The 25,062-nt window shown below is 73.8% G+C and carries 24 protein-coding genes; 3 read left to right on the top strand and 21 right to left on the bottom strand.

All coding sequences use genetic code 11. The features are described 5' to 3' along the window. From C1A33_RS32355 to rimP, 4 genes are all read right to left on the bottom strand, one after another. Positions 1–323, bottom strand: a 323-nt coding sequence (locus C1A33_RS32355; protein ID WP_207770598.1) for a translation initiation factor IF-2 N-terminal domain-containing protein, incomplete at its 3' end; no start/stop codon positions are given. Between the two features lie 217 nt (positions 324–540). Further along, positions 541–873, bottom strand: a complete 333-nt coding sequence (locus C1A33_RS32350; RefSeq protein ID WP_101836279.1) for a YlxR family protein — start codon at positions 871–873, stop codon at positions 541–543. A gap of 8 nt (positions 874–881) precedes the next feature. Continuing rightward, complete coding sequence (nusA, locus tag C1A33_RS32345; RefSeq protein WP_101836272.1) at positions 882–1,982, bottom strand: transcription termination factor NusA; 1,101 nt, start codon at positions 1,980–1,982, stop codon at positions 882–884. Next, positions 1,979–2,875 (bottom strand): ribosome maturation factor RimP, encoded by an 897-nt coding sequence (gene rimP, locus C1A33_RS32340; protein ID WP_279354740.1) that lies wholly within the window; start codon positions 2,873–2,875, stop codon positions 1,979–1,981. Before rimP ends, nusA begins: the two co-directional genes overlap by 4 nt. A gap of 852 nt (positions 2,876–3,727) precedes the next feature. Between rimP and C1A33_RS37215 the strand changes: the two genes are divergently transcribed. Both C1A33_RS37215 and C1A33_RS32330 read left to right on the top strand, forming a co-directional pair. Then, entirely contained in the window at positions 3,728–3,955 is a 228-nt protein-coding gene (locus C1A33_RS37215; protein WP_243408149.1) for a hypothetical protein, read from the top strand. Continuing rightward, positions 3,952–4,482 carry a DUF4439 domain-containing protein gene (locus C1A33_RS32330; protein ID WP_101836269.1) on the top strand — a complete coding sequence of 177 codons (531 nt, stop codon included), beginning with the start codon at positions 3,952–3,954 and terminating at the stop codon, positions 4,480–4,482. The genes C1A33_RS37215 and C1A33_RS32330 overlap by 4 nt, the downstream gene beginning before the upstream one ends. Positions 4,483–4,566: 84 nt before the next feature. Here C1A33_RS32330 and C1A33_RS32325 read toward each other — a convergent pair whose 3' ends face one another. The 14 genes from C1A33_RS32325 to rpsB all read right to left on the bottom strand — a co-directional run bounded on the left by C1A33_RS32325 (position 4,567) and on the right by rpsB (position 20,212). Then, entirely contained in the window at positions 4,567–5,022 is a 456-nt protein-coding gene (locus C1A33_RS32325; protein ID WP_101836268.1) for an RrF2 family transcriptional regulator, read from the bottom strand. Between the two features lie 119 nt (positions 5,023–5,141). Then, the gene (locus C1A33_RS32320) at positions 5,142–6,209 is read right to left on the bottom strand and encodes an ABC transporter permease (protein WP_101836267.1); all 1,068 of its coding nucleotides are present in this window, start codon (positions 6,207–6,209) and stop codon (positions 5,142–5,144) included. Next, complete coding sequence (locus C1A33_RS32315; RefSeq protein WP_243408148.1) at positions 6,199–6,996, bottom strand: ABC transporter ATP-binding protein; 798 nt, start codon at positions 6,994–6,996, stop codon at positions 6,199–6,201. The genes C1A33_RS32320 and C1A33_RS32315 overlap by 11 nt, the downstream gene beginning before the upstream one ends. Positions 6,997–7,059: 63 nt before the next feature. Next, the gene (locus C1A33_RS32310) at positions 7,060–8,139 is read right to left on the bottom strand and encodes an ABC transporter substrate-binding protein (RefSeq protein ID WP_101836277.1); all 1,080 of its coding nucleotides are present in this window, start codon (positions 8,137–8,139) and stop codon (positions 7,060–7,062) included. Positions 8,140–8,733: 594 nt separating this feature from the next. Continuing rightward, the gene (locus tag C1A33_RS32305; protein WP_101836266.1) at positions 8,734–9,585 is read right to left on the bottom strand and encodes a GNAT family N-acetyltransferase; all 852 of its coding nucleotides are present in this window, start codon (positions 9,583–9,585) and stop codon (positions 8,734–8,736) included. 13 nt (positions 9,586–9,598) lie between these two features. Beyond that, entirely contained in the window at positions 9,599–10,753 is a 1,155-nt protein-coding gene (ispG, locus tag C1A33_RS32300; RefSeq protein WP_101836265.1) for a flavodoxin-dependent (E)-4-hydroxy-3-methylbut-2-enyl-diphosphate synthase, read from the bottom strand. Between the two features lie 109 nt (positions 10,754–10,862). Next, positions 10,863–12,047 (bottom strand): M50 family metallopeptidase, encoded by a 1,185-nt coding sequence (locus tag C1A33_RS32295; protein WP_101836276.1) that lies wholly within the window; start codon positions 12,045–12,047, stop codon positions 10,863–10,865. 79 nt (positions 12,048–12,126) lie between these two features. Then, positions 12,127–13,350 carry a 1-deoxy-D-xylulose-5-phosphate reductoisomerase gene (gene dxr, locus C1A33_RS32290; RefSeq protein ID WP_101836264.1) on the bottom strand — a complete coding sequence of 408 codons (1,224 nt, stop codon included), beginning with the start codon at positions 13,348–13,350 and terminating at the stop codon, positions 12,127–12,129. A gap of 186 nt (positions 13,351–13,536) precedes the next feature. Continuing rightward, on the bottom strand, positions 13,537–14,850 hold the full coding sequence (locus tag C1A33_RS32285) for a CE1 family esterase (protein WP_101836263.1): 1,314 nt from the start codon (positions 14,848–14,850) through the stop codon (positions 13,537–13,539). Beyond that, the gene (gene rlmN / locus C1A33_RS32280) at positions 14,837–16,057 is read right to left on the bottom strand and encodes a dual-specificity RNA methyltransferase RlmN (RefSeq protein ID WP_101836262.1); all 1,221 of its coding nucleotides are present in this window, start codon (positions 16,055–16,057) and stop codon (positions 14,837–14,839) included. Before rlmN ends, C1A33_RS32285 begins: the two co-directional genes overlap by 14 nt. Positions 16,058–16,180: 123 nt before the next feature. Next, positions 16,181–17,260, bottom strand: a complete 1,080-nt coding sequence (locus tag C1A33_RS32275) for a phosphatidate cytidylyltransferase (RefSeq protein WP_243408147.1) — start codon at positions 17,258–17,260, stop codon at positions 16,181–16,183. A gap of 180 nt (positions 17,261–17,440) precedes the next feature. Continuing rightward, positions 17,441–17,998: a ribosome recycling factor gene (gene frr / locus C1A33_RS32270; RefSeq protein WP_101836261.1), complete on the bottom strand. Its 558-nt coding sequence runs from the start codon at positions 17,996–17,998 to the stop codon at positions 17,441–17,443. A gap of 375 nt (positions 17,999–18,373) precedes the next feature. After that, on the bottom strand, positions 18,374–18,988 hold the full coding sequence (locus tag C1A33_RS32265; protein ID WP_101836260.1) for a translation elongation factor Ts: 615 nt from the start codon (positions 18,986–18,988) through the stop codon (positions 18,374–18,376). 306 nt (positions 18,989–19,294) lie between these two features. Further along, on the bottom strand, positions 19,295–20,212 hold the full coding sequence (gene rpsB, locus C1A33_RS32260) for a 30S ribosomal protein S2 (protein ID WP_101836259.1): 918 nt from the start codon (positions 20,210–20,212) through the stop codon (positions 19,295–19,297). Between the two features lie 646 nt (positions 20,213–20,858). Between rpsB and C1A33_RS32255 the strand changes: the two genes are divergently transcribed. Beyond that, positions 20,859–21,812, top strand: a complete 954-nt coding sequence (locus C1A33_RS32255; RefSeq protein ID WP_101836257.1) for a M23 family metallopeptidase — start codon at positions 20,859–20,861, stop codon at positions 21,810–21,812. 58 nt (positions 21,813–21,870) lie between these two features. Here the strand turns inward: C1A33_RS32255 and C1A33_RS32250 are convergent, their stop codons facing one another. The 3 genes from C1A33_RS32250 to C1A33_RS32240 all read right to left on the bottom strand — a co-directional run. Further along, complete coding sequence (locus C1A33_RS32250) at positions 21,871–23,004, bottom strand: tyrosine recombinase XerC (protein WP_101836274.1); 1,134 nt, start codon at positions 23,002–23,004, stop codon at positions 21,871–21,873. A 111-nt stretch (positions 23,005–23,115) separates the two neighbouring features. Beyond that, positions 23,116–24,336: a DNA-processing protein DprA gene (gene dprA, locus C1A33_RS32245; protein ID WP_423748177.1), complete on the bottom strand. Its 1,221-nt coding sequence runs from the start codon at positions 24,334–24,336 to the stop codon at positions 23,116–23,118. Next, positions 24,333–25,062, bottom strand: a 730-nt coding sequence (locus C1A33_RS32240; RefSeq protein WP_133150907.1) for an ATP-binding protein, incomplete at its 5' end; no start/stop codon positions are given. The genes C1A33_RS32240 and dprA, both read right to left, overlap by 4 nt.

Below are 25,062 nucleotides of genomic sequence, written 5' to 3'. Positions count from 1 at the left end.
CGTTCCCGGTCGTCCGAGTCCGGCCGGCCGGCCGGACTCGGACGACCGGGAACGGGCCGTGGGCCCGGCCGGGGGGCGGGGCCGGGACGCGGCGGCGGCATCGGGCGCGCACCGTTCCCGGCGGGACGACCGCCCGGACGACCGCCGGTGGCCGGGCCACCCTCGCCGGGGAACGCTTCCTTCAGCTTGCGGACGACGGGGGCCTCGACGGTGGACGAAGCGGACTTCACGAACTCGCCGAGGTCCTTCAGCTTGGCGAGCACGGTCTTGCTGTCGACACCAAGCTCCTTGGCGAGCTCGTGTACGCGGGCCTTTCCTGCCACGGTGCTCCTTCGTTCGGCCCGCGGTCCGTGCCCGCGTGACCTCGTTACCTGCCGGTCGTGATCATGGCTGGGTGCTCATTGAGCGATCATCGCTGTCTCGACCCGCTTCCCTGTCGACGTCATCTGGCGCCGCCTGCCGGTCCGTCCACCGGCGATGGCCGGCATCCGTCCCGTCTGTCCGGGCGCTCCGCTGCCGCGGACCTGACCCACTACCTCTTTACCTGATTTCTCTTCCGCCTGGAGCCGCTCCGCCGACCAGATCCCGCGACGGGGACCCGGTCGGCTCGGCACAGGACCGCTCCAGGTACTGCCTGACCTGCCTCGAACCAAGCGGACCCGGCACTCGCAGTGCCCGGGGAAACGCCTTGCGGCGCTCCGCGAGATCGAGACAGGCAAGATCAGGATGCACATGCGCACCCCGACCACGCATACGACGACGAGCGTCCGGCAGGAGCTCACCGCCGTCCACGACGATACGCAGAAGGTCGGAACTCGGCGCACGGCTTCGACATCCGATACAGGTACGGATGGGCTCCGCACGACACGCCATCATAAAGTCTATCCCGCCCGCCCCCGAGAGGGACCACCGGCAGCGGAAGATCGACGCGGCACCGCCGGCGGACCGGAGCGGCGCGGGGCACCGCCCGGCGCGGGCTCGGCCTGCCCACCGCCCGCCGCGCCGTCCCGGTCCTCCGCGTCGGAGTGGATGTCGATGCGCCAGCCGGTCAACCGGGCGGCCAGCCGGGCGTTCTGCCCCTCCCGACCGATGGCGAGCGAGAGCTGGTAGTCGGGCACCACAACGCGCGCGGAACGGCTCGCGAGGTCGGTGACCTCGACCCGGGCCACCCGGGCGGGCGACAGTGCGCTGCCGACGAAGGTCGCCGGGTCGGCGGACCAGTCCACGATATCGATCTTCTCACCCCGCAGCTCGGCCATGACGGCCCGCACCCGGCTGCCCATCGGGCCGATGCAGGCGCCCTTGGGATTGACGCCCGCCACCTTCGACCGCACAGCGATCTTGCTGCGATGACCCGCCTCCCGCGCGATCGCCGCGAGCTCGACGGTGCCGTCGGCGACCTCGGGCACCTCCAGCCGGAACAGGCCCTTGACCAGCTCCGGATGGGTCCGCGACAGCGTCACGGTGGGGCCGTGCGGGCCCCGGGCGACATGCACCACATAGCACTTGATCCGATCGCCGTGCTCGAGCCGCTCACCCGGCACCTGCTCGGCCAGCGGCAGGACGCCCTCGACGGTGCCCAGGTCGACCAGCACGACCCGGGATCCCGCCCGCTGCTCGTGGTGCTGCACCACGCCCGAGACGACCTCGTGCTCGCGGTCCGCGTACTGCCCGTAAGTGACCTCCTGCGCGGCCTCCCGCAGCCGCTGCATGATGACCTGCTTGGCGGTCATCGTCGCGATCCGGCCGAAGTCCGCCGGTGTGTCGTCGTACTCCCGACTGGTCCCGTCGGGACCTTCCTCACGGGCGAGGACGGACACCTCCCCCGTGGTGCGGTCGATGACCACCCGGGCGTCGGGCGCCGACCCGGCGGTGTGGTGATAGGCCGTGAGCAGGGCCGTCTCCATCGCCTGTACGAGGGTGTCGAAGGCGATGTCCTTCTCCCGCTCGATCCCGCGCAGCGCGGCCACGTCGAGCTTCACCGGGTCATCTCCTCACCGGCCGCGCCCTGGGCGTCGACCTGACGGCCCTCGTTGTCACCTTCCGGCCCCGACTGCGCCGGGGAGTCGTCGGACGCCGGGGCACCCGGCAGCCGCGGCGAGTCCGGAATGCCCGGGGTATCCGGGACGTCCGGCGAGCCCGCCGCGTCGCCCACGGGGCGGGTCGACAGGTCGCCAGAAAGATCATCATACTCCGAGGCCGAGAACTCGACCTCGACCGTCGCTCGTGCGACCCTCTCGAAGTGCACGCGCGTCACCTTGCGCCGCGGCGGACGGCCACGCTGGACCGGCCCGGTGGGCACGGCGAGGTCGGCGCCCGACTCGTCGGCGGAGAGCACGCGGCCGGACAGTTCGGCGCCGTCGGCACCCCGCACGGTCACCAGCCGGCCGACGGCACGCTGCCAGTGCCGGGGAGCCGTCAGGGGTCGGTCGACTCCCGGGGAGGTGACCTCCAGCACGTACGGGCCCGCGGTGAACGCCTCCCCCGCGGCCTCCGCCGCGTCGAGGGCCTCCGACACGAGCCGGCTGGCCTCCGCCACCGCGTCCAGGTCGATGCCGCCGTCGCGGTCCACGGCCACCCGGACCAGGCTGCGCGAGCCCGCCCGGGTCACGGCGACATCCTCGAGATCGAAGCCGGCGGGCTCGAGAACGGACGACAGCCGCTCCCGCAACCGAGGTGCGACCGGCTCCGCCCGCCGACCGGCCGCCGCCCGGCCGCCCTCGTCGCCGCGACCTCCGTCGGCCCGACCGACATCGGCCCGACCGACATCCGCGCGACCGCGGCCGCCACCGGCGTCCCCGCGCCCGCGATCACGCCCACGACCGCGGGCGTCGCCGCCGTCGCGACCCCGGCCGGACTCCCCCGCCCCTGCCACTGCTGTGTCCTCTCCCGCGTGCATGCTGTTCCGATCAATCCCGCCGGCCCGCCCGACCGACCACCCAACGCTCCGCCCGCGCTCCCGGTCCACCGACCTTCGGCGTCCCGCCGGCGCGCGGGCGCCCCCGCCGACGGACCTACTACACCGCCGCGCGGGGACAGACGCGCACCGACCGCCCGCCGTGGGGCGAGTCCGGCGGCGACCGCCCGCGCCGCCGCGCGGGGATGATGACGACCGGGGCGACCGGAGCGCACCACCCCGGCCATCAGGGCGATACCCCGACCAGGACCAAAGTCCACCCGGATCCGGCACCCTCGGACGACGACGACCCACGGCATGCTCTCGCACACCGCGGCGACCACCACGCCAACCAACGCATACCCCCGCCGGGCCGTGGGATGGCAGCCGGCCGGCGGGTGAGATCCATAGCCTACGTGCACCGCCGATCCCACCCGCACTCGGCGGCAGATCCTGACCGGGCTTGGCGGCCTGGCCCTCGCCGGCCTCGCCGGGGCCCTCGTCGCCGGCTGCTCCACGACGGAGTCCACCGCCACCGGCCCCGACGGCGGCCTGCCCCCCGGGGACGTCGCCGCCGCGCGCACCGCCGCCGCCCGCTCGGGCGCGCTGGCCGCCGCCTACCGTGCCGCCGCGGCCCAGCATCCCTCGCTGCGCACGCTGCTGGACTCCCTGCGGGCCCATCACGAGGTCGCCGTGTCGACGATCGTCGCCCAGGTTCCGGTCGCGGCGCCGGCCCCGGCCGGCACCGCCTCGAGCACCCCGAGCGGGTCCGGCACCACGCAGGGCACAGGCGTCACCCCAGGTGTCACAGCCGTCACCCCTAGTATCGGTATGACCTCAACCGACGTCGACGACGCGCCGGCGGCACAGCGGGCGACCCTCACCGACCTGCACGGCGCGGAACGCGGCGCGGCGGCCGCCGCGCACGCCGACAGCCTGCGGGTCACCGGCGCGCTCGCCCCGCTGCTCGCCAGCCTGTACGCCGCCAGTGACGCCCGGGTGGAGCTGCTCGGCGCCTACCTCGCCCAGGCCGGCGACCCCGCCGGGGCGGCCCGATGAGCGGGGACGCGTCCCGGACGGCCCGGGTGCTCGCCGCGGCCGAGGCCGACGGGCAGCCCGCCCCGCGACTGGACCAGGAGGCCGCCGTCGGGGCGCTCGGCGCGATGCTCGAGGCGTGCCACGCCGCGATCTACGCCACCGCCACCGCTGGCGGCGCCCTCGCACCGCTGGGGCCGCCGGCCGCGGCGGCCCGGGAACTCGCCCGCTCCGCCTGGCTCGCCCACCGCGAGCTGCGCGACGCGCTCGTCTCCGCCCTGCAGGCCGAGGGGGCGCGGCCGCCGGCCGCGCTGCCGGCCTACCGGCTGCCCGCGGCGCCGGTGAGCGTCGCGGCGGCGCTGCGGGTGCTCGCTCAGGTCGAGGACGCCTGCGCGGCCGCGGCGCACGACGCGACCGCCGTCCTGTCGGCCAGATCCCGCCGGCTGGCCGTCGACGCGCTGGGCGGCGCGGCGATCCGCGCCCAGCGGGCCCGACTGTCTGCCGGCCTCCCGCCGGCCACGGCGACCCGGGCCCTTCCCGGCGCGGTCTGACCACCGCGACCGCCAACCCCGATCCGGGACGGTACGGCCCGGGCAGGTCCGGCTCGGACGGGTACGGCGCGCCGCGGGATCAGATCACCGGGTGGTCCAGGCGTCCGGGTCGTTGCTCAGCGTCGTGACGACGTCCGGGAGCCGGCCACCGGCGACGTCGGCCAAGGTCACGTTCTCGAGCACGCGGCGCAGGTTGACCCGCACGGCGATCCAGACGTCCTGCAGGTTCTTGGCCGCCCCCTCGTAGTTGGCCTCCTCCGGCCGGCGCCCGCGCACGCTGGCGAGCGGACCGTCGGTCACCCTGATCACGGTGGCCACGGTGATCTGATCGGCGGGACGGCCCAACTGGTAGCCACCGTCGGCACCGCGGCGGCTCTGGACGAGTCCCGCCCGGCGCAGGTCGGTGAGGATGTTCTCGAGGAAACGCAACGGCAGATCCTGCGCCAGGGCGAGCGACTCGCCCTTGACGAGCTGGCCGTCGCTCGCCGCCAACGTGAGGAGTGCGCGCAGCGCGTAGTCGGCGCGAGCGGAGATCTGCATGCGCCCATTGTGCCGCCCCACCCCGGGCAACGCCCCGGACAGGTTGTCAGGCCGCCCGCCGGGTCGGGCGCCGCCGCGCCCGGCGGCCTGCCGGGTGTGCCAGGCCTCGGAGTTCGCCCCTAGCCCGCGTGGCCGCCGGAGGACGCGTCGGGCGCTGTTCCGATCACAGCGGCGTCGATCGCGGTGATCGCGTTCGCCCGCTCGTTGGCCCCCGCCCCGTCGTTCGGCGGCTTTCGCCGACCGCGGGCCGCCCGGACCGCGGAGTTGCCCTCGGCGACGAGGCCGCGACGCTGGCGCATCCGGGCGTCGGCGGCATTGAAGGCCGCGTCGACGATCACCCCGACCACGAAGATCGTGATCATCGATGCCATCACGCCGACCGTGTCGATCAGCTCGCGGGAGTTCTGCAGGTCCGCGCCGATCGACGGGTGGCCGGGCACGATCACCAGCAGCTCACCGGCCATCAGGCTGCGCCAGGCGAACGCCCAGCCCTGTTTGAGCCCAGCGAGCACCGAGGGCAGCGCGGCCGGCGCCACCACGTGGCGGTACAGGGAGAACCCGCGGGCCCCCATGCTGCGCCCGACCCGCACCAGCAGCGGCGGCACGTAGTCGACGCCGTAGATCACCCCGTTGGCGACCGAGGGCGCCGCACCGAGGATCACCACGAACATGATCGCCGACTCGCTCAGCTTGAACAGCAGGATCGCGAGCGGGAACCAGACGATCGAGGGCATTGTCTGCAGGGCGGTGATGAACGAGCCCACGGCCGTGCGCAGCAGGGTGAAGCGGGCGACCGCGACACCGACCACTCCGCCGATCAGGACGGCGAGGGCGTACCCCTCGACCGCGCGGACCAGGGTCCTGGCGAGCGCCTCCCAGAAGTGACCGGTACCGAGCCGGCTGCCGAACTCCCGCAACGCGGTAACGGGACCGGGCAGCACGTAGGTCGGCTTCCAACCCGTCCAGACGACCACCTGCCACAGCAGCAGGAACAGCACCAGCGCGCCCAGCTTGGGCCACGTCGCCGCCCAGGACCTCGCGAGCAGCGGCGCCCGCCGCGCGGTGGGGATGTCGAGCGCGTCGAGGCCGGCGAGGGTCGCGTCGACCTCGGGCGCGTCACCCGGCCGGGCCTTGGCGAGGTCCGGCCGCTCGTGCGCCCGGGTGGGCACATCGATCTCAGTGGCCATGGCGGCCCACCTCCTCGCGCAGCCGGGCCGTCACCGTCGTGGCGAGCTCGGCGACATGGGCGGAGTCGATCCGCCGTGGCCGGTCGATGTCGACGTCGAAGATCTCCGCGACCCGGCCGGGCCGGGAGGACAGCAGGACGATCCGGTCCCCGAGGCGGACCGCCTCGCGCACGTCGTGGGTGACGAACAGGACCGTGACACCGGTCTCCCGCCAGATCCGCTCGAGCTCGTCGTGCAGCAGGTCGCGGGTCATCGCGTCGAGCGCGCCGAACGGCTCGTCCATGCACAGGATGTCCGCCTCCTGGGCGAACGCCCGGGCGAGGCTGACCCGCTGGCGCATGCCGCCGGAGAGCTCGTGCGGGCGCCGGTCGGCCATCCCGGCGAGGCGGACCATGGAGAGCAGCCGCTCGGTCCGCTCCCGGCGCTCCGCCTTGCGGATCCCGCGCAGCTTCAACGGCACCTCGACGTTGCCGCCCGCGGTCAGCCACGGCAGCAGCGCCGAGTCCTGGAACATCATCCCCACCCGGCGACCGGTGGTGTCGACCGTCCCGGCGCTGGGGGCGTCGAGCCCCGCGACGAGCCCGAGCAGAGTGGACTTGCCGCAGCCGGACGCCCCGAGCAGACAGACGAACTCACCGGCGCGAACCTCGAGGGACACGTCGTCGAGCGCCTGGACGCGCGCGGGACCGGCACCGAAGACGCGGCTGACGCCGTCGATGCGCAGCGCCGTGTCGGCCTGGGCGGCCGCGCCGGTATCGACAGCTGAGCCGGTCAGGGCAGTGGTCACGGAATCATCCCCCCCGTCGTGCGGGTGGCGTCCCGGGCAGGTGGGCCCGGGACGCCGGTCGGATCAGGAGTCGGAGACGGTCGGCTTGCCCTGCTTGGACAGGATGTCGTTGAGGATCGTCAGGTCGAAGATCCCGTCCAGCTTCGGGTCCTTGATCAGGCCGAGCTCCTGCTGGTGCTTCGCGGACAGCAGCAGCGAGGCGGCGATCGGGTCCGGGGTGAACGTCAGCGACTTCCAGGCCGAGGTCAGCACCGCGTCGGACAGCGGCTTGCCGGCGAGCTTGCCGAGCGCGGTGTTCGTGACCTTCGCCGACGCGTCGCGGTCGGCGTTGAGGCCGTTGATCGACTCGACGTTCGCCGCGACGAGCCGCCGGACGATCTCGGGGTTCTTCTTGAGATAGTCGGTCCGCACGAGCAGCACCGTCGTGACGAACTGGCCCTTGGTCTCGGGCCACTGGTCGGCCTCGTTGACCAGCACCTTGCCGCCCGCGGCGACCAGGCGGGACGCGGTCGGCTCGGGCACCCAGGCGCCGTCGATGGCCTTGTTCGTGAACGCGTCGACTGTCAGGGAGTTGTCCTGCGGCTTGATCGAGACGTCGCCGCCGCCCTGGGTGTCGGTGCTCAGGTCGTTCTTCTTCAGGAAGTAGCGCAGCGCCACGTCCTGGGTGTTCGCGAGGCCGGGCGTGGCGAGGGTCTTGCCCTTGAGCTGCGCCACCGAGGTGATGTCCGGGCGCACGACCAGCGACGCGCCGCCGGAGGTGGCGCCGGAGACGATCCGGATCGCCTCACCGTGCGACTTGATGAAGCTGTTCGCCGCCGGGTTCGGGCCGATGTAGGCGGCGTCGAGGGCCCCGGACAGGATGGCCTCGGCCTCCTGAGTGCCAGAGTTGAACGTCGAGGTCTTCAGCGTGACGCCGGAGCCGAGGTTCTTGGCGAAGATGCCCTTCTCCACGCCGTAGAGCGCCGGGGCGTGGGTCAGGTTCGGGAAGTAGCCGAGCCGCAGCGTGCCACTGGCCTGGCCGGGCGTCGCGGACGCCGAGGAGGTCTCGTCACTGCCCGAGCTCGAGCAGCCCACCACCGCCAGCGCAAGCGCCCCCGCGGTGATCAGTGGCGTCAGCGCGCGCCACAGCCTGCTCGGTTTCATGAAGAACCCCCAGTTCACGCGGGCTGTCCGGCCCACGCCACGCAAGTCGATCGAAGCCATCGGGATGGTAAGCATGCCAGATGGCCCTGATCCTGGCCATGTGACGACATCGTTGTGACATAGATCAGCAACAATTGACCAGGGCAAATCACCCACAGCAGATAAACAGGACATCAGCGGCGGAGCGGGGCACCACCCGCGGACCAGAAGAAGACCGGGACAGGCCATCCCGGGCGGCGGGCCCGGCCCGGCGACCAGCCGGCCGAGGCCCAACGGCGAGCGCCGTTCTCCCCCGCCCTGGGCCGTCAACGACCCGCGTCCCGCGGAGCACAGCCTCGGCGCCCCGGCGGCCGCACCGGCCGGCTCTGGCAGCGTTGTGACCACTTGGCGGCGGTCCGTGTCACGACACTATGGACAAACCGGACACGACACGCCGTGTTCGCGACACGGTGCCGCTGTTCCCTGCACTCCCCTTCCCACCCACGGGAAGTCCGCCCCGGACTCCGCTCTCTGGTCGAAGCCGACGCGAGAGAGGATCGGCGAGACCGTCAGCGTCAGTGGGTCAGCGTGGGTGGGCCGGCGGAGCGCGGGATCCTAGAAGAGGATCGAGGCGAAGGTGCCGACGCGGCGGAAGCCGACCCGCTCGTAGACCCGGCGGGCGGCGTGGTTGAAGTCGTTGACGTACAGGCTCACCTGGGGCGCGAGCGACGCCCGGGCGAGTGCGACGACGCTGGCCGTGCCGGCCGCGCCAAGGCCGCGCCCGCGCAGGGCGGGGTCGACCCACACGCCCTGGATCTGGCAGACGTCGCCGGCGACGGCCCCGATCTCCGCCTTGAACAGCACTCGGCCGTCGGCGATGTGGGCGAACGAACGCCGCTGGCCGATGAACTCGGCGACGCGGGCCCGGTAGAGCGTGCCACCGTCGGCCAGCACCGGCGAGACGCCGATCTCCTCGGTGAACATCGCGATACAGGCCGGGAGCAGGATGTCCAGCTCGTCGGGGCGGACCGGCCGGACCTGCGGATCGGGGGCGACCAGCGGCGGACCGTCGATCACGAGCAGCGGCTGGTCGGCGCGGACCTCACGGGCCCGACCCCAGGTGGGCTCCAGCTGCCGCCACATCGCCATGACCGACGAGGAGACACCGACGATGGAGGAACAGCGCCGCCCCTGCCGGCGGGCCCGCTCGGCAAACAGCCGTGCCGAGGCGGGTCCCGCCGCCACGGGCCAGAGATTGGCACCGGAGTAGCACAGCGCGGCCAGCCGGCCGTCGACCAGGTGGCCCCACATCTCCGCGCCGAGCCGCCACGGGTCGAGGCCGGCGGCCTCGACCCGCGAGGCGACGAAGACGTCGGCGACCGGATTGCGGGCCAGCAGCTCGCGCACCGCGGGAAGGTCCCGATCGTCGAGCAGTCTCGTCGGCGCGGAGCGCAGCGGCAGGCCCATCCGGTCGAACCGACTAGCTGACGCTGACGGTGGGCTCGCCGGAGGCGGCGCCCTCCGCCGTCATCTGCTCGGCCAGCCGCATGGCCTCCTCGATGAGGGTCTCCACGATCTGCGCCTCCGGCACGGTCTTGATCACTTCGCCGCGGACGAAGATCTGCCCCTTGCCGTTACCGGACGCGACACCGAGGTCGGCCTCCCGAGCCTCGCCCGGCCCGTTGACGACGCATCCCATCACGGCGACCCGCAACGGGACCTCCATGCCTTCGAGACCGGCGCTGACCTGGTTGGCGAGGGTGTAGACATCGACCTGCGCCCGCCCGCAGGACGGGCAGGACACGATTTCGAGCTTACGCTCCCGCAGTCCCAGGGACTCCAGGATGGCGGCGCCGACCTTGACCTCCTCGACCGGCGGCGCGGACAGCGAGACCCGGATGGTGTCGCCGATGCCCTCGGCGAGCAGCGCGCCGAATGCCACCGAGGACTTCACCGTGCCCTGGAACGCCGGGCCCGCCTCGGTCACCCCGAGGTGCAGCGGATAGTCGCACGACTGGGCGAGCAGGCGGTAGGCCTGGATCATGACGACCGGGTCGTGGTGCTTCACCGAGATCTTGATGTCGCGGAAGTCGTGCTCCTCGAACAGCGAGCACTCCCACAGCGCCGACTCGGTGAGCGCCTCGGGGGTGGCCTTGCCGTACTTGGCGAGCAGGCGCTTGTCGAGCGAACCGGCGTTGACGCCGATCCGGATCGGGATGCCGGCGCCCTTCGCGGCGCGGGCGATCTCGCCGACCTTGTCATCGAACGCCTTGATGTTGCCGGGGTTGACGCGGACCGCGGCGCAGCCGGCGTCGATCGCGGCGAAGACGTACTTCGGCTGGAAGTGGATGTCCGCGATCACGGGAATGGGGGACTTGCGGGCGATCGCCGCGAGCGCGTCGGCGTCGTCCTGGCTCGGCACGGCGACCCGGACGATCTGGCATCCCGACGCGGTCAGCTGGGCGATCTGCTGCAGCGTCGCGTTGACGTCCGAGGTCAACGTCGTGCACATCGACTGAACGGAGACCGGAGCGTCGCCCCCGACCGGGACGTTGCCCACGTGGATCTGCCGGCTCTTGCGCCGCGTTCCGAGCGGTCGGGCCGGAGCGGTTGGCATGCCCAGAGTAACGGTCACGTTGTCCTCACTGGCGAATCGGAAAAGATGATCGACGTGCGACTGATTCGGCCTGTCGGCTGCGGGACGCAGGGCAGTGGGGCGCACGGACGCGGGTGCCCGTGCGGGGTCACTGGTTCAGGCGGATCGGGTTGACGATGTCGGCGGACAGGAGGAGCAGGCTGAATCCGAGCAGTACGACAACCGTGGCGTACGTGGCTGGTAATAGTTTGGCGAAGTCAACCTTTTTGACCGGTCCACGGTAACCGCGCAGCCTGCGCAGACCGTGCCGGGCCTGCTCGAAGCCCAGCACCGCGATGTGGCCACCGTCGAGCGGTAGCAGCGGCAGCAGGTTGAAGATGCCGACCGCGAGGTTGATCGCCGCGACCAGGATGAGGAACTGGCGGACGCGGTCGGTCCCGGAGGTGTCCGGCGCCGAGACGACGTCCCCGCCGATCCGGGCGGCTCCCACGACGCTGATGAAGCCCTCGGGATCACGGTCTTTGCTGAAGATCTTGCCGAGGTCGTCGATTCGGTGGGTCAGTGTGTCGTACATCCCGGTGAAACCGGAACCGATGACGTCGAACGTGCGTGGCACCGCCTCGAGCGGGCCGTACCGCTCGGTGTCGAGGCCCGGCTTGACACCGAGCGCGCCGACCCGGTCGTTGCCCGCCTGGCCGGTCTCGCGGTCGCGGAGGACCTCGACGAGATCGGGCCTCAGGGTGAGATCGCGGCCATCCCGCTCGACCACGAGCGTGGCCGGCCCGGCGCCGTGGCCACGCACCCGGCGGGTGAAGTCCTGCCAGGTCGACACCGCGACGCCGTCGAAGCTCACGATCCGGTCGCCGGGACGCAGGCCCGCCGCGGCGGCGGGACCGGGCCCGGAACAGGACGCCGTCGTCGCCACGCAGCTCGTCGCACCGATCTTCGTCTCGCTGACCCTGGTGGTGCCCAGGGTGACGAGCACCCCGTAGATCAGCACGATCGCGATGATGAAGTGCACGACGGAGCCGGCGGACATGACCACCAGCCGGGCGCGGGCGCGGGCGTTGTGGAACGCGCGCGGCTCGTCCGCGGGATCGATCTCCTCCAGCGGCGTCATTCCCTCGATCTTGACGAAGCCGCCGGCGGGGATGAGCTTGACGCCGTACTCGGTCTCGCCCCGCTGACGCGACCAGATCGTCGGGCCGAATCCGACGAAGAACTTCGAGGCCTTCATGCCGTAGTGCCGGGCGGTGACGAAGTGCCCGCCCTCGTGCGCCACCACGGACACGAGCAGCGCCGCGGCGAACGCCACGATGCCGAGAATCTCCATCAGACCGGCCTCCACCCCGCACCGCGACGCCGGGGGCCCACCGGGAGGGGCCCACGCGGCCCCGCGAGCAGAACGTGACTCACACCGTTTCCCGTTCGCTCTCGCGCCGGATCAACCGCTGCGCCGCGTCCCGCGCGGCCCGCTCGGTGGCGAACACCTCGTCGAGCGTGGGGTGATCGACGACCTCGTGCTCGGCGATGACCTCGGCCACCAGATCGACGATACGGACGAAGGGCAGGCGCCCGGCCAGGAAGGCGGCGACCGCCTCCTCGTTGGCCGCATTGAACACCGCGGGCGCCGTGCCGCCCCGGCGACCGGCCGTACGGGCGAGTTCGACCGCGGGGAAGGCGACGCCGTCGAGCGGCTCGAAGGTCAGCGCCTGGGCCCGGGTCCAGTCCATCGGCGGCTGCGCCTCGGCCACCCGCCGCGGCCAGCCCAGCGCCAGCGCGATCGGCAGGCGCATGTCCGGCGGGGAGACCTGGGCGATGGTGGACCCGTCGGTGAACTCGACCATCGAGTGCACCAGGGACTGGGGATGCACGACGACCTCGATGTCGTCGTAGGGCACGCCGAAGAACAGATGCGCCTCGATCAGCTCGAGGCCCTTGTTCATCAGCGTCGCGGAGTTGATCGTGACCACGGGGCCCATGTCCCACGTCGGGTGGGCCAGGGCCTGCTGCGGGGTGACCGCGGCGAGCTCCTCGCGCCGGCGGCCCCGGAACGGACCGCCGCTGGCCGTGAGGACCAGCTTGCGGACCTCCTCCTGACGACCCCCGCGCAGGCACTGGGCGAGCGCGGAGTGCTCGGAGTCCACCGGGACGAGCCGGTCCGGGTCGCCACCGAGCGCGTCGAGGACGAGGGGACCCCCGGCGACCAGCGACTCCTTGTTGGCCAGGGCCACCGTGTGCCCCGCGGCCAGCGCCGCGAGCGTCGGCGCCAGGCCCACCGAGCCGGTGATGCCGTTGAGCACGACGTCGCAGGGCCACGCGGCGATCTCGCTCGCCGCGTCCGGCCCGGCGAGGATCTTCGGGACCGCGAACTCCCCTTTGCGGTACCCCCGCCGCGTCGCCTCCGCGAAGAAGGCGAGCTGCAGATCCTGGGCCGCGGACGCCGCGGCCACGCCCACCGCGGCGACACCGAGGTCGAGCGCCTGGGCAGCAAGCAGGTCCACCCGGGACCCGCCACCCATCAGCGCCACCGCCCGGAAGCGCTGCGGATTGCGGCGTATGACGTCTATGGCCTGGGTTCCGATCGAGCCGGTCGACCCGAGCAGAACAACTTCACGCAGGTTCGAAGCCTCCACCACATCTCCATTCTCGCAGGCCGCCCGCCGGCTCGGCGGCGCCCTGTTCGGTTCATGACAGGTGCCACCCGAAGATGCGCAATGGGTCCGGTGGTGAACACCCACCGTGCCCTTCGTCCCGCCCGCTCGGCGGCCGGCTCCGGACCCGCCGTCCTGGGCCCATGGCCGGCCCGGCGGGCGCCGCGATCAACCGTTCGTGGAGGTCGGCGACGGTGTGGCCGAGGCGGAGGGCGTCCCCGACGCTCCCGCGCCGTCCGGAGCGTCACCCTCCGTTGGGGCGGCGCTCGCTGTCGGCGTCGGCTGAACCGGCGCGGCGGTAGCCGATGGGGTGGCCCCCGCGGCGGGCGCCCCCGGCGTCTGGGGGCCCACCGACGGGCCAGGCACCACGGTGCCACCCTGAAGGGAGGCACCCGGCGTGTAGCCGAAGAACGTCAGGGCGATGACGGTGGCGCTGAAGGCGTCCGAGGTCGGCCCGAGCGCCGGGCGGGCCTGCGCCCCGGGCCAGGTGTGCCCACCCCCCTGCATGGCCAGCAGCCCGACGGTGCGCCCGTCGGGGCAGCCACTCCAGATCGTGCGCTCCCAGGCGGCCGTGTCCCGGGCGGACTGCTTCGCCCCGCTACAGCCGAGCGCGGAGGCGTAGCGGGCGAGCCTGTCGGTGGCCGACTGGGCGACCAGCCCGGCGAACGGCGCCGGGCGCGGCGGCCCCCCGCCGCCGATCGGCGCGATGGCGTCGGCCGTGCCGTGGATCTCCAGCAGGTTCGTCGACGGCGCGGCGCAGGACGCCGGCAGCGCGCTGGAGGCGACCGTCACCGCCGCGGAGAAGCGGCCGGGCAGCCCGCACAGCACGGTGAGCACCATGTTCCCGCCGTCGGCGTAGCCCGTGGCGAAGATCCGTTTCGCGTCGAGGCACATCCGCCCGGCGAGCTCGTTCAGCAGCAGACCGGTGAACAGCACGTCATCCGGCCCGACCGCGGATGAGCGGGGGAAGTTCCACCGGCCCTGCGCCCCGAGCGGCGCGGCCACCGCGAAACCGGCCTTCGTCCCCTGGTCGGCCAGTCGGGTGTAGGCCTCCAGGTCGTCGCTGGTCTGGTTGAGATCGTGGAAGGTGAGGATCAGCGGCAGCGGCCGGGCGGGCGCGCCGGCGGCGGGCACCGCGAGGGCGTACGTGCGGTCGACCCCGCCGACGCGCAGGGTCCGGATGCTGATGCCCGTGGGCAGGGTGCGGCCGGTGACGCAGCCACTCGTCGGCGGCGGCGGCACGGTGGGCGTCGGCGACGCCGTGACCGCGGCCGCCGCCCGCTGCCGGTCGCCCCCCGGCACGCCAGCGGCCGACTCCGCGGACGAGGAGCGCGCGGGGCCACCGTCCCGCGACATCGCGTACCACAGCAACAGCAACAGCACACCCGCCGCCGCGGTGATCGGCAGCCACACCGTGTTGGTCGTGCGCGTGCGGTGCCGCAGAGTGCCGCGGCGCCGGTTCGCCGGGCTACCGTAGGACACGGCTGCCGTCAGGTGCGGCGTCCACCGGCCGCGCCGGTCCGCCGCGCTCGCGGGGCTCGGCGGCCAGCTGACCGCAGGCCGCCGCGATCTCCCGACCCCGGGTGTCACGCACAGTGGTGGCGATGCCGCGCTCCCGCAGCCGCCGGACGAACACGCGCTGCCCGGCCGGCGCGCTCGCCTGCCAGGACGACCCCGCCGTCGGGTTGAGCGGGATGAGGTTGACGTGCGCGAGTCGTCCGGCGAGCAGCGTAGCGAGCGCGTCGGCCCGGGCCGGATCGTCGTTGACGCCGTCGATCAGCGCGTATTCGATGCTGACCCGCCGCCCGGTCCGCTCGGCGTACTCCCAGGCCGCGGCGAGCACCTCGGCGATCGGCCAGCGGTTGTTCACCGGGACCAGCTCGTCGCGCAGCTCGTCGTCCGGGGCGTGCAGCGACACCGCGAGCGTGACCGGCAGTCCCTCGGCCGCGAGCCGCCGCATGGCCGGGACCAGGCCCACCGTGCTCACCGTCAGCCCGCGGGCGGACAGCCCGAGCCCCTCCGGCGGCGGCGCGATCAGGCGGCGCAGCGCCGCCGTCACGGCCCCGTAGTTGGCCAGCGGCTCGCCCATGCCCATGAAGACCACGTTCGACAGCCGGACCTCGCCGCTGCCGAGCTCCCCACGGCGCAACGCCCGGGCGGCGTGCACGACCTGCTCCACGATCTCCGCCGTCGACAGGTTGCGGGTCAGGCCGCCCTGCCCGGTGGCGCAGAACGGGCAGCCCATCCCGCAGCCGGCCTGGCTGGACACGCACACCGTCGCCCGGTCCGGGTAGCGCATGATCACGGACTCGAGGAGGGCGCCGTCCGGCGTGCGCCAGGCGGTCTTGCGGGTCTGCCCGTCGTCGCAGCCGACGGTGGCGGCCGGGGCGAGCAACGGCGGCAGAAGTGCCGCGACCAGCGGCTCGCGGATCCGGTCGGGCAGATCCGTCATCGCCTCGCCGCCGGCGGCGTCGACGAGCCGGGCGAAGTAGTGCCGCGACAGCTGGTCGGCGCGGAAGGCCGGCTGCCCCAGCGAGACCGCGACCTGCCGGCGTTCGGCGACGGAGAGGTCCGCGAGGTGGGGGGCGGGCCGCGCCGCTCGCCGGGTCAGCGACAGGCGGACCGGCCGGCCGGCCCCGGCGGGGGCGGGCCCGTCGGCGGAGACGGATTCGGCGGTCGTGGGAGTCATCGCCGTTCCAGTGTGCCAGCAGCCCCGCATGGAGACGAATGCGGCGATCGTCCGGCCGCCGCGCCGACAGCGGATCGTGACCAGTACTCGACGCGCGATGACCGGCCGCCGGGAGGACGTCCGCTAGGTGGTGACAAAGGCGCCGAGCAGCAGCCAGGCCACAGGCGCGGTGCACAACAGCGAGTCCAGACGATCCATGATCCCGCCGTGGCCGGGCAGCAGGTTCCCCATGTCCTTGATGCCGATGTCCCGTTTGAGCAGTGACTCGCCCAGATCGCCGACTGTCGCCGTGCAGGCCGTGGCGAGCCCGAGCAGCGCGCCCTGCCAGATCTCCCCGCCCAGCGGCCAGGCGACCAGGACACTCGCCACGATCACGCAGGCGATCACCGAGCCGGCGAATCCCTCCCAGGACTTGCCGGGCGACACGCTCGGAGCCATCTTGTGCCGGCCGCCGGACAGTACGCCCGCCGCGTAGCCGCCGACGTCACTGGCCACCACCGTGCCGAGGAACGCGACGACGCGCCAGCGCCCGTCGGACGGCTCGGTCAGCAGCGCGGCGAATCCCGCCGGGAAGCCGACGTACCCGGCGACGAAGGCGATCCCGGCCAGGTCCCGAACCAGTCCGTCCGATGGGCCGGGCAGACGGAGCGCAAGCCCCGCGCCGATCGTCACGGCGAGCGTCAGCACCAGCCCGGTCGTCCCGGCGGCATAGGCGGCCGGTGGCATCGCGAGGGCACCGGCCACCAGTGGCACCACCGGTACCCGAACCCCGGTGAGCCGCACGGCGCGGATCACCTCCGCGGTGCCCGTCGCGATCGCGACGCTGATCACGCCCACGAAGGCGGCCCGCACCGTGAACAGGGGAACCAGGATGATCGCGCCGAGCACCAGGCCGACGGCGATCGCCGCGGGCAGGTCACGCCCCGCGCGGGAGCGGGAGGGCGGCGCACCGCCCGATGAGGCGCCCGCCGGCGAGGCACCGCGATCCGAGCCACCGCCGGACACGGCGTCGCCCGACGAACCATGACCGGACGAACCGTGGCCCGCCGCGGAGCCGTTCGCCGCGGAGCCGTTCGCACCGGCGGCCTCCGAGACGTCGATGCCCGGCGGCGACCCGGTTCCGGGCGCCGCGGCGGCACCAGTCGCCCGGATGTCTCCCCGTTGCCCGCCGTCAACCACGGCTGGGCCGTCGACTGCCGTCATGAAGGCCTGCATCCTGACAGAGGCGGACTGAACGGACGAACACCACGGCGTGCGGGGCCCGCCGACGGCCCGCCGCCACGTCGCCGCGCGAACGCCGACGGCACGCGGGTGCCGCGAGGACGGGCGGGATCGCGGGAGTACGAGGCGAGGGACACACCAGCGCGGCCGCGGCGAGGATGGTCAGACTGACAGCAGGTCCGCTTCCTTGAGGCGGAGGAGCTCGTCCACCTGGCCGACATACCGGTGCGTGGCCTCGTCGAGATCCTTCTCCGCGCGCCGTCCCTCGTCCTCACCGGCCTCGCCGTCACGCACGACGCGGTCGATGCCGTCCTTGGCGTGGCGGCGCACGTTGCGGATGCTGATCCTGGCGTCCTCCGCCTTGGTCCGCGCGACCTTCACCAGGTCACGGCGGCGCTGCTCGGAGAGCTCCGGAAACACGATGCGAATGATCGTTCCGTCGTTGCTGGGATTGACGCCCAGGTCCGAGTCGCGAACCGCCTTCTCGATCGCCCCCAGCGACGACTTGTCGTACGGGGTGATGATCACCATGCGCGGCTCGGGAATGTGGAACGAGGCGAGCTGCTGGACCGGCGTGGGCGCACCGTAGTAGTCCACCAGGATCTTGGAGAAGACCGCCGGCGTGATACGTCCGGTGCGGATGTTCGCGAAATCCTCCTTGGCGACCGAGACGGCCTTCTCCATCTTCTCCTCGGCATCGAGAAGCGTGTCGTCGATCACCGCTGTTCCTTCCGTCCACTCCGACTCGCCGACATCCGCCCGGTACCGACGGCGGCGGCGTCACGCCGCCCGCCCGGGGCACTACCGCCTACCGATCCACGGGAGGACTCGGGCTGCCCGGCGCGCCGGCGCCTGTCCGGCGGGATCGCACAGCCGTCCCAAACAGTCTCCCGCACGAGGTCGCCGACGGGCAGCCGGGGGTGACACGCCACGCCGACCACATCAAACGACCACATCAACCGGGTCACCAGCTGGGTCGCCCGGCCGCTCGCGCGGGCGGGTCGCCCGCACGCGCCCTCCCCCGGGCCGACCGGACCCGCAACGCGAAACCGGCGGGTGGTCGACTCGACCACCCGCCGGTCCCGAGATCCGTGTTCAGGCCTGCCTGATGTTGAACCGGGAGAACCGGCCGACCTCGATCTTCTCGCCGAGCGACGCGCCAGCCCGGTCGAGCAGGGAGCCGATGGTCACCTTGCCGTCCTTCACCCAGGGCTGGTCGAGCAGGACGCTCGCCTTGAGGTAGCCGTTGACCCGACCATCGACGATCTTCGCGATCGCCGGCTCGGGCTTGCCCTCCTCGCGGGCGGCCGCCTCGTAGATCCTGCGTTCCGCCTCCAGGACCTCGTTCGGGACCTGGTCGGCGGACACGTAGAGCGGATCCGCGGCGGCGATGTGCTGGGCGAGGTCGCGGGCGAGCTGCTTGAAGTCCTCCGTCTTCGCGACGAAGTCCGTCTCGCACCGCAGTTCGACGAGCACGCCGAGGGTCGGCGGCAGCTGCGGGTCCGACCGGTGCAGGTAGGACTCGACCAGGCCGTTGGCGGCACTGCGGGCGGCGCGCTTGGCCACCTGGGCCTTGCCCTTCTCCCGCAGCCAGGCCTTCGCCTTCTCGAAGTCGCCGTCGTGGTCGACCAGAGCCTTCTTGACGTCGCTCATCCCGGCACCGGTCAGCTCCCGGAGCTTGCGGATGTCAGCGGCTGTGATGTCTGCCATGGTGCTCTTCTCGTCGGTGTGGGTCGAATGCTCTCGATGTCCTGGGTGCGGGTGCCGCGCCGCCGGGCGGGGAGCCACCTCGCCGCCGGCGCGCTGCCCGCCGACGGACATGATTCACCGGGCCGCCTGCACCCACCTGGGTGCAACGCCCGGGGCCCTGGCCGCCGGCGCCCGCGCGGTCACGGCGCCCCGGCATGCGTGTGCCCGCCCCGATCCCTACCAGGGCGGGCACCGCACCCGCACAACGTTCCCGCGAGGCGCGCCGGGGCGCCACGACATCCCGGCGCGTGGTGTGCCTGTGCTGTCTCAGACCGCCGAGCCGACCGGCGCGCCGGGCTGCGCCTCGGCGGCCTCGGTTCCCGGCTCGCCCGCGGGCGGGGCGGCCGGCTGCTCGCCACCCGCGGCGGCCGCGGCGGCCGGCTGCTCGCCGCCCGCGGCGGCGATGCCCTCGCCACGCAGGACCGCCTGCTCCCACTCGGCCAGCGGCTCCTCGCCGGTCGACTGCTCGGGCTTGGCGTCGACGGAGCCGGCAGCGCCGGCCCGCACCATCAGGCCGTCCGCGACGGCGTCGGCGACCACCCGGGTCAGCAGCGCCGCGCTGCGGATCGCGTCGTCGTTGCCCGGAATCGGGTAGTCCACCTCGTCGGGGTCGCAGTTCGTGTCAAGGATCGCGACGACCGGGATGCCCAGCTTGCGCGCCTCCCCGACCGCGATGTGCTCCTTCTTCGTGTCGACGACCCACACCGCGCTCGGCACCCGGCTCATGTCGCGGATGCCACCGAGCGTCCGCTCCAGCTTGGCCTTCTCCCGGGTCAGCACGAGCTGTTCCTTCTTCGTGCGGACCTCGGTGCCGCCGGTGACCTCGATCTCCTCCAGCTCCTTGAGCCGCTGGAGACGCTTGTAGACCGTCGAGAAGTTGGTCAGCATTCCGCCGAGCCAGCGCTCCTTGACGTACGGCATGCCCACGCGGGCGGCCTGCTCCTCGATGGCCTCCTGCGCCTGCTTCTTCGTACCGATGAACAACACCGTGCCACCGTGCGCCACCGTCTCCTTGACGAAGTCGTAGGCACGGTCGATGTAGGTCAGCGTCTGCTGCAGGTCGATAATGTAGATGCCGTTGCGCTCAGTGAAGATGTAGCGCTTCATCTTCGGGTTCCAGCGCTTCGTCTGGTGCCCGAAGTGCACACCGCTCTCCAGCAGCTGCTTCATGGTGACGACGGCCATGGCGCGTCGCTCCTTTCCGCCCGGTCGCGGCCGGGTGCCTCGGTTGTGACGGCGCCGCCTGACGGCCGGCGCCCCTGACGCCCGGTGGTCGTGGCCGTCGCGATGCGACGGACCGAGGAGACCCCTCCGGTGGCCGACAGCGGCACCCGGAAGCGGGCGTGCGAACTGGGCTCGCAACGCGGGCCCTACGGCGATGATACCCGGCCGGGCACTGGCCCCAGCGGACAACTCCGCGCCCTCGGCGGGCCCCGAACTCCCGCGAAGATCGACCCGACGCCCGGCCTGGACGGGCCGGGCGACCGTGCCGCGACCGACGGCCGCACCGACGCGGCATGGGGCCGAGGACCCGGTCGGCGCACTCCCCGTCGACGGGGCCCCCGTCCATCGACCCCGCCGAGATCGTCACCCACAGCGACGACCTCGGTGTTCTGAACATTTGACGGCAAAACAGTGAGCAGGCCGAATCTCAGCAGGATCCGAGCAAGTTATCCACAGCCAGAAACCTCGCGCTACCCAACGACGCGGAAACACCGCACCGTGGAACCGGCCGCTCCGCCGCTCTCGCGGGTGCGGCTCGCGGCGGCCGGGTGGCCCCGGACCGCGCCCGGTCGCCGCACCCTCCCCCGATCCTGGAGGCCGCCGCGTCATGCCCCGACTGCCCCGCTTCGATCCGCTCTGGTTGGTCATCCCGGCGATCGCGATCCTGCTCGCGCTGGGGTGGCCCACCCATGTCCCGATCGGTCCCCGCGCGGACGGAGCCCCGCTCACCCTCACCGGGCACGAACTGACCGCGGCGCGCTCGCCGGCCACGGTCGGCCCGGGCGCCGAGCTGGTCCCGGGCGTTCCCGTCGTCCTCCCACCCACCGAACCGAGCCAGCGGGCGCCGCGGATCCCACCCGCGCCGGCCGATCGGGCCACCGGCTTCTCCCCTCCGCACGATCCCCCCGGGCCGCCTGCCACCCGGCTCGGGGACCCTCGGCGACCGGCCCTGACCCCGCCGGCCGCCGAGGGCGCGGGTGGCGGCGCGGGAACCCCTCCGCCCGCGCCGCCACCCGCGTCCGCCAGCCCGACTCGGCCGCCGGCGGCGCTTCTCCCCGGCAGCCTCCCGGTGCTGCGCTGGCCGCTGCGCGGGGCGGTCTCGGTCGCACGTGCCTTCGACCGGCCGGCGACCCCGTACGGCCCCGGCCATCGCGGCGTCGATCTCGCCGCCCGCCCGCGCGACCCCGTCCTGGCCGCCGCGGACGGCACGGTGAGCTACGCGGGGCCCGTCGCCGGGCGGGGGGTCGTCGCCGTCGACCACGGCGGCGTGCGCACGACCTACGAGCCACTGCGACCCGCGGTCGCTTCCGGCGACGCGGTCCACGCCGGCGACGTCATCGGCTGGCTGACGACCGGGCATCCCGGCTGCGCCAGCGCGGCCTGCCTGCACTGGGGACTTGTGCGCGGCGCGGAGGAGTACCTCGATCCGCTCGGATCCTTCCGGCGTGTTCCCCCGCGGCTGCTTCCCGTCGGCCAGCCCGCCCGCGGCGCCCGGCCGGCGCAGAGCGGTGAGCCGGGCGCGCCACGTCCGGGCTCGGTCCCCGGCACCATGGCTCCCTGACGGGATCCGCGCCCGCCTCGGCTCGCCAGGATCCTCGGCCGCGCGGGGCGGGCGCGGCTCAGGCTCGGGGGTGGGCCTGTTCGAAGGCCGCCCGCAGGCGCTCCGGCGTCACGTGGGTGTAGATCTGCGTGGTCGCGAGGCTCGCGTGGCCGAGGAACTCCTGGATGGATCGCAGGTCGGCGCCGCCCTCCAGCATGTGGGTCGCCGCGGCATGCCGCAGGCCGTGCGGGGTGAGCCCCGGCGCGACCACGCCGGCCGCCGCGCACCGCTCCAGGATCCGTCTCACCTCCCGCGGGTCGAGCCGGCCGCCGCGCTGCCCGAGCATCAGCGCCGACCCGCTGCGTGAGGTCGCCACCACCGGGCGTCCCGCGTCCCGCCACGCCCGCAGCGCCCCCGCCGCGGGTACCCCGAAGGGGACGTTGCGATCCCGGTCGCCCTTGCCATGCACCCGTAGCAGGCGGCGCTCGTCGTCAACGTCCCCGAGATCCATCCCGCACAGCTCCGACACGCGCACGCCGCTGCCGTAGAGCAGTTCCAGCACCACCGCGTCGCGCAGGCCGAGGGCCTGCCGCACCGCCCGCCCGCGTTCCCGCCGCGGCTCGGCGCCGCCCGTGCGCCCGGCGACCCCGGCGGGCACGCGGGTCGCCGTCGCCCCACCCGCCAGCGCGGGTCCCCGCTCCAGCAGCAGTCGGGCCGCGTCCGCGCTCAGCACCTGCGGAACCTGCCGGATCGCCCGGGTACCGACGAGCCGCGCCGCGACGTCGCCGGCGAGAAACCCACGCCGCGCCGCGAAGGCGGTGAACCCGCGTGCGAGCGAGGCACGGCGGGCGAGGGTCGCGGGCGCGGCGCCACCGGCTCGCATACCCGCCAGCCAGCCGCGCAGCATCGTCAGGTCCAGATCCGCGAGATCCGGCGTGCCTGCCCGGGCCGCGTGCGCCCGAAGGCTGGCCAGGTCGGCGCAGTAGGCACGGACCGTCTCCGGCGACCTGTTGCGCTCGGTGAGCAGATGCCGGCGGAAGGTCGCGACCGCCTCGGCCCAGCCCTCGCCAGCGGTGCCGGCGCCCGCCGACCACGAGGCCGCCGGCGCGGCACCGCCGTTCGCACGGTCCCCGCCAGAGCCGTCCCCACCAGAGCCGTCCCCGCCAGAGCTGCCCCCGCCGAAGCCGTGCCCGTCCACGCCGCGCGCTGCCATGGCTGGACCGTCCCGGGCGACGAACCCGCCGTCAAGACCCAGCCCACGCCACGGCCCGATGTGGCCCCGCCCGGCGGCCACACGGTCGAGGCCGCGCCGCCGCCGAGCCGCTCAGCGGCCGGCGCGGTCGTCGCGACCGCGGGCGTGCGGGTTCGAGGGCGCGCGGCCGAGCGCCGTCAGGCGATAGCCGTCAGGGACGGACTCGACCAGCCCCTCGACCACGAGCGGGCCGAGCATCGCCAGCACCTCCTGTGGGCGTAGGCCCAGCGAGCGCGCCAGTACCGACGCGCCCACCGGCGCCCGTGCCGGCATGGCGTCGAGCAACTCCCGGACCACCGCCGACAGGCCGTCGCGTGCTCCCGCCGTCAACGGTCGCGGCGCGAACCGCCCCACCGTGCCGATCTCCTCCCTGACGTCGTCGGCGCTGGTCACCAGCGCGGTCTCCTCGCGGAAGTCACGCAGCAGCCGATGGCAGCCGGCGCTCATCGCGCTCGTCACCGGCCCGGGCACGGCCATCACCTGGCGGCCGAGCCGACGCGCGTGCGCCACGGTGTTGAGTGCCCCACTGCGCACTCCGGCCTCGATCAGCACGGTGCCCCGGCACAGCGCCGCGATCACCCGGTTGCGGGTGAGGAACCGCCGCCGGTAGGGCGGCGTCCCTGGCGCCACCTCGCTCACGACGGCACCTGTCCGGGCGATCTCGGCCAGCAGCTCGACGTGCGCGGCGGGGTAGGGCACGTCGACCCCACCCGCGAGGACCGCGACCGTACTGCCCTCGGCGGCGAGCGCCCCGCGGTGCGCCGCCGCGTCGATGCCGAACGCCGCCCCCGACACGACCGCCCAGCCCTGCTCGGCCAGTGCGAAGGCGATGTCACCGGCGAGGTGCAGGCCATAGCTGGTAGCGGCGCGGCAACCCACCACCGCCACGGCGCGCGCCGCGAGATCCCGCAGCTCGCCCGGGCCGCGGACCCACAGGCACAGCGGCGCGCCCGCCGTCGTCCGGCCGCCGTCCCCGTCGAGCCGATCAAGAGCGCTGAGCTCGGCGGGCCACTCGGGATCCCGTGGACAGACCAGCCGGGCGCCCGCCCGCGCCGCCGCCTCCAGATCACGGCGCGGATCGACGCCGGGATGCCCGGGCCGCATTCGCGCCCAGACCTGGGCAGCGCCGTGGCGGGCCACGTCCGCGGCCACCCGCTGGTACTCGGGCCCGAACACCCGGGCCAGCGCCACTCTGCCCAGCCGCTCCGGATCCATGAGGTCCACGTCGACGACGGCCGGCGGCGGCCCGCCCGGGCCGTCCGCGGCCGGGATCGCCCCGGCCTCGGCGCTCATGCCGCCCACCCTGGCAGGCGAAGATCCAGCGCGGCGCCCAGCTGGGCCGGCCCCGGCGTCGCCTGACCGGCGAGGTCGGCGAACGTCCACGCCATGCGCAGCACACGGTCCAGGCCGCGGGCGGTGAGCAGGCCACGCTCGAAGGCACGCTCCGCCAGGTTCGTCACCCGTGGCGGCAGCGGCCACCGACGGCGCAGCACGGGACCGGGCACCTGCGCGTTCACCCGCCACGGAGTGCCGGCCAGCCGAGCCTCGGCGCGCTGGCGTGCCTGCGCGACCCGGTCGGCGACGAGCGTGGAGGACTCGGCGTGGCCCGCGTCCGCCCGCAGCTCCGCCCGGCTCGGGGCGGTCAGGGCCACCTGGATGTCGATGCGGTCCAGCAACGGGCCGGACAGCCGGGCGAGGTACCGCCGGCGTACCAGGCTCGGGCACTCGCAGTCCGCCGACCGCGCGCCCCGCGACCGCGCGCACGGGCAGGGATTCGCCGCGAGCACGAGCTGGAAGCGGGCGGGGAAGCGGGCGGTGACTCGGGCCCTGGCGATCTCGATCGTTCCGCTCTCCAGGGGCTGGCGCAGCGCGTCGAGACTCTGCCGGGAGAACTCGGGAGCCTCGTCCAGGAAAAGGATGCCCCGGTGCGCCTGGCTCGCCAGGCCCGGCCGGATGGCGGCCGATCCGGAACCGACCAGCGCGCCCGGGGTGGCGGTGTGGTGGGGACTGCGGTAGGGC

The organism is Frankia canadensis, from assembly GCF_900197875.1.
In the GTDB taxonomy this organism is placed as follows: Bacteria; Actinomycetota; Actinomycetes; order Frankiales; family Frankiaceae; genus Frankia; species Frankia canadensis.
Note: the sequence above shows the minus strand (reverse complement) of the source record. Positions and strands in the feature narration are given on the sequence as shown.

What these genes read in the sequence shown, in the direction of transcription:
- C1A33_RS32265 (WP_101836260.1), bottom strand. Translation starts at nt 18,988, where the DNA reads ATGGCAGACATCACAGCCGCTGACATCCGCAAGCTCCGGGAGCTGACC.
- C1A33_RS32310 (WP_101836277.1), bottom strand. Translation starts at nt 8,139, where the DNA reads ATGAAACCGAGCAGGCTGTGGCGCGCGCTGACGCCACTGATCACCGCG.
- rlmN (WP_101836262.1), bottom strand. Translation starts at nt 16,057, where the DNA reads ATGACTCCCACGACCGCCGAATCCGTCTCCGCCGACGGGCCCGCCCCC.
- rpsB (WP_101836259.1), bottom strand. Translation starts at nt 20,212, where the DNA reads ATGGCCGTCGTCACCATGAAGCAGCTGCTGGAGAGCGGTGTGCACTTC.
- C1A33_RS32305 (WP_101836266.1), bottom strand. Translation starts at nt 9,585, where the DNA reads ATGGGCCTGCCGCTGCGCTCCGCGCCGACGAGACTGCTCGACGATCGG.
- C1A33_RS32350 (WP_101836279.1), bottom strand. Translation starts at nt 873, where the DNA reads ATGGCGTGTCGTGCGGAGCCCATCCGTACCTGTATCGGATGTCGAAGC.
- C1A33_RS32325 (WP_101836268.1), bottom strand. Translation starts at nt 5,022, where the DNA reads ATGCAGATCTCCGCTCGCGCCGACTACGCGCTGCGCGCACTCCTCACG.
- C1A33_RS32320 (WP_101836267.1), bottom strand. Translation starts at nt 6,209, where the DNA reads ATGGCCACTGAGATCGATGTGCCCACCCGGGCGCACGAGCGGCCGGAC.
- C1A33_RS32295 (WP_101836276.1), bottom strand. Translation starts at nt 12,047, where the DNA reads ATGGAGATTCTCGGCATCGTGGCGTTCGCCGCGGCGCTGCTCGTGTCC.
- C1A33_RS32250 (WP_101836274.1), bottom strand. Translation starts at nt 23,004, where the DNA reads ATGGCAGCGCGCGGCGTGGACGGGCACGGCTTCGGCGGGGGCAGCTCT.
- C1A33_RS32275 (WP_243408147.1), bottom strand. Translation starts at nt 17,260, where the DNA reads ATGACGGCAGTCGACGGCCCAGCCGTGGTTGACGGCGGGCAACGGGGA.
- C1A33_RS32255 (WP_101836257.1), top strand. Translation starts at nt 20,859, where the DNA reads ATGCCCCGACTGCCCCGCTTCGATCCGCTCTGGTTGGTCATCCCGGCG.
- C1A33_RS37215 (WP_243408149.1), top strand. Translation starts at nt 3,728, where the DNA reads ATGACCTCAACCGACGTCGACGACGCGCCGGCGGCACAGCGGGCGACC.
- dprA (WP_423748177.1), bottom strand. Translation starts at nt 24,336, where the DNA reads ATGAGCGCCGAGGCCGGGGCGATCCCGGCCGCGGACGGCCCGGGCGGG.
- C1A33_RS32330 (WP_101836269.1), top strand. Translation starts at nt 3,952, where the DNA reads ATGAGCGGGGACGCGTCCCGGACGGCCCGGGTGCTCGCCGCGGCCGAG.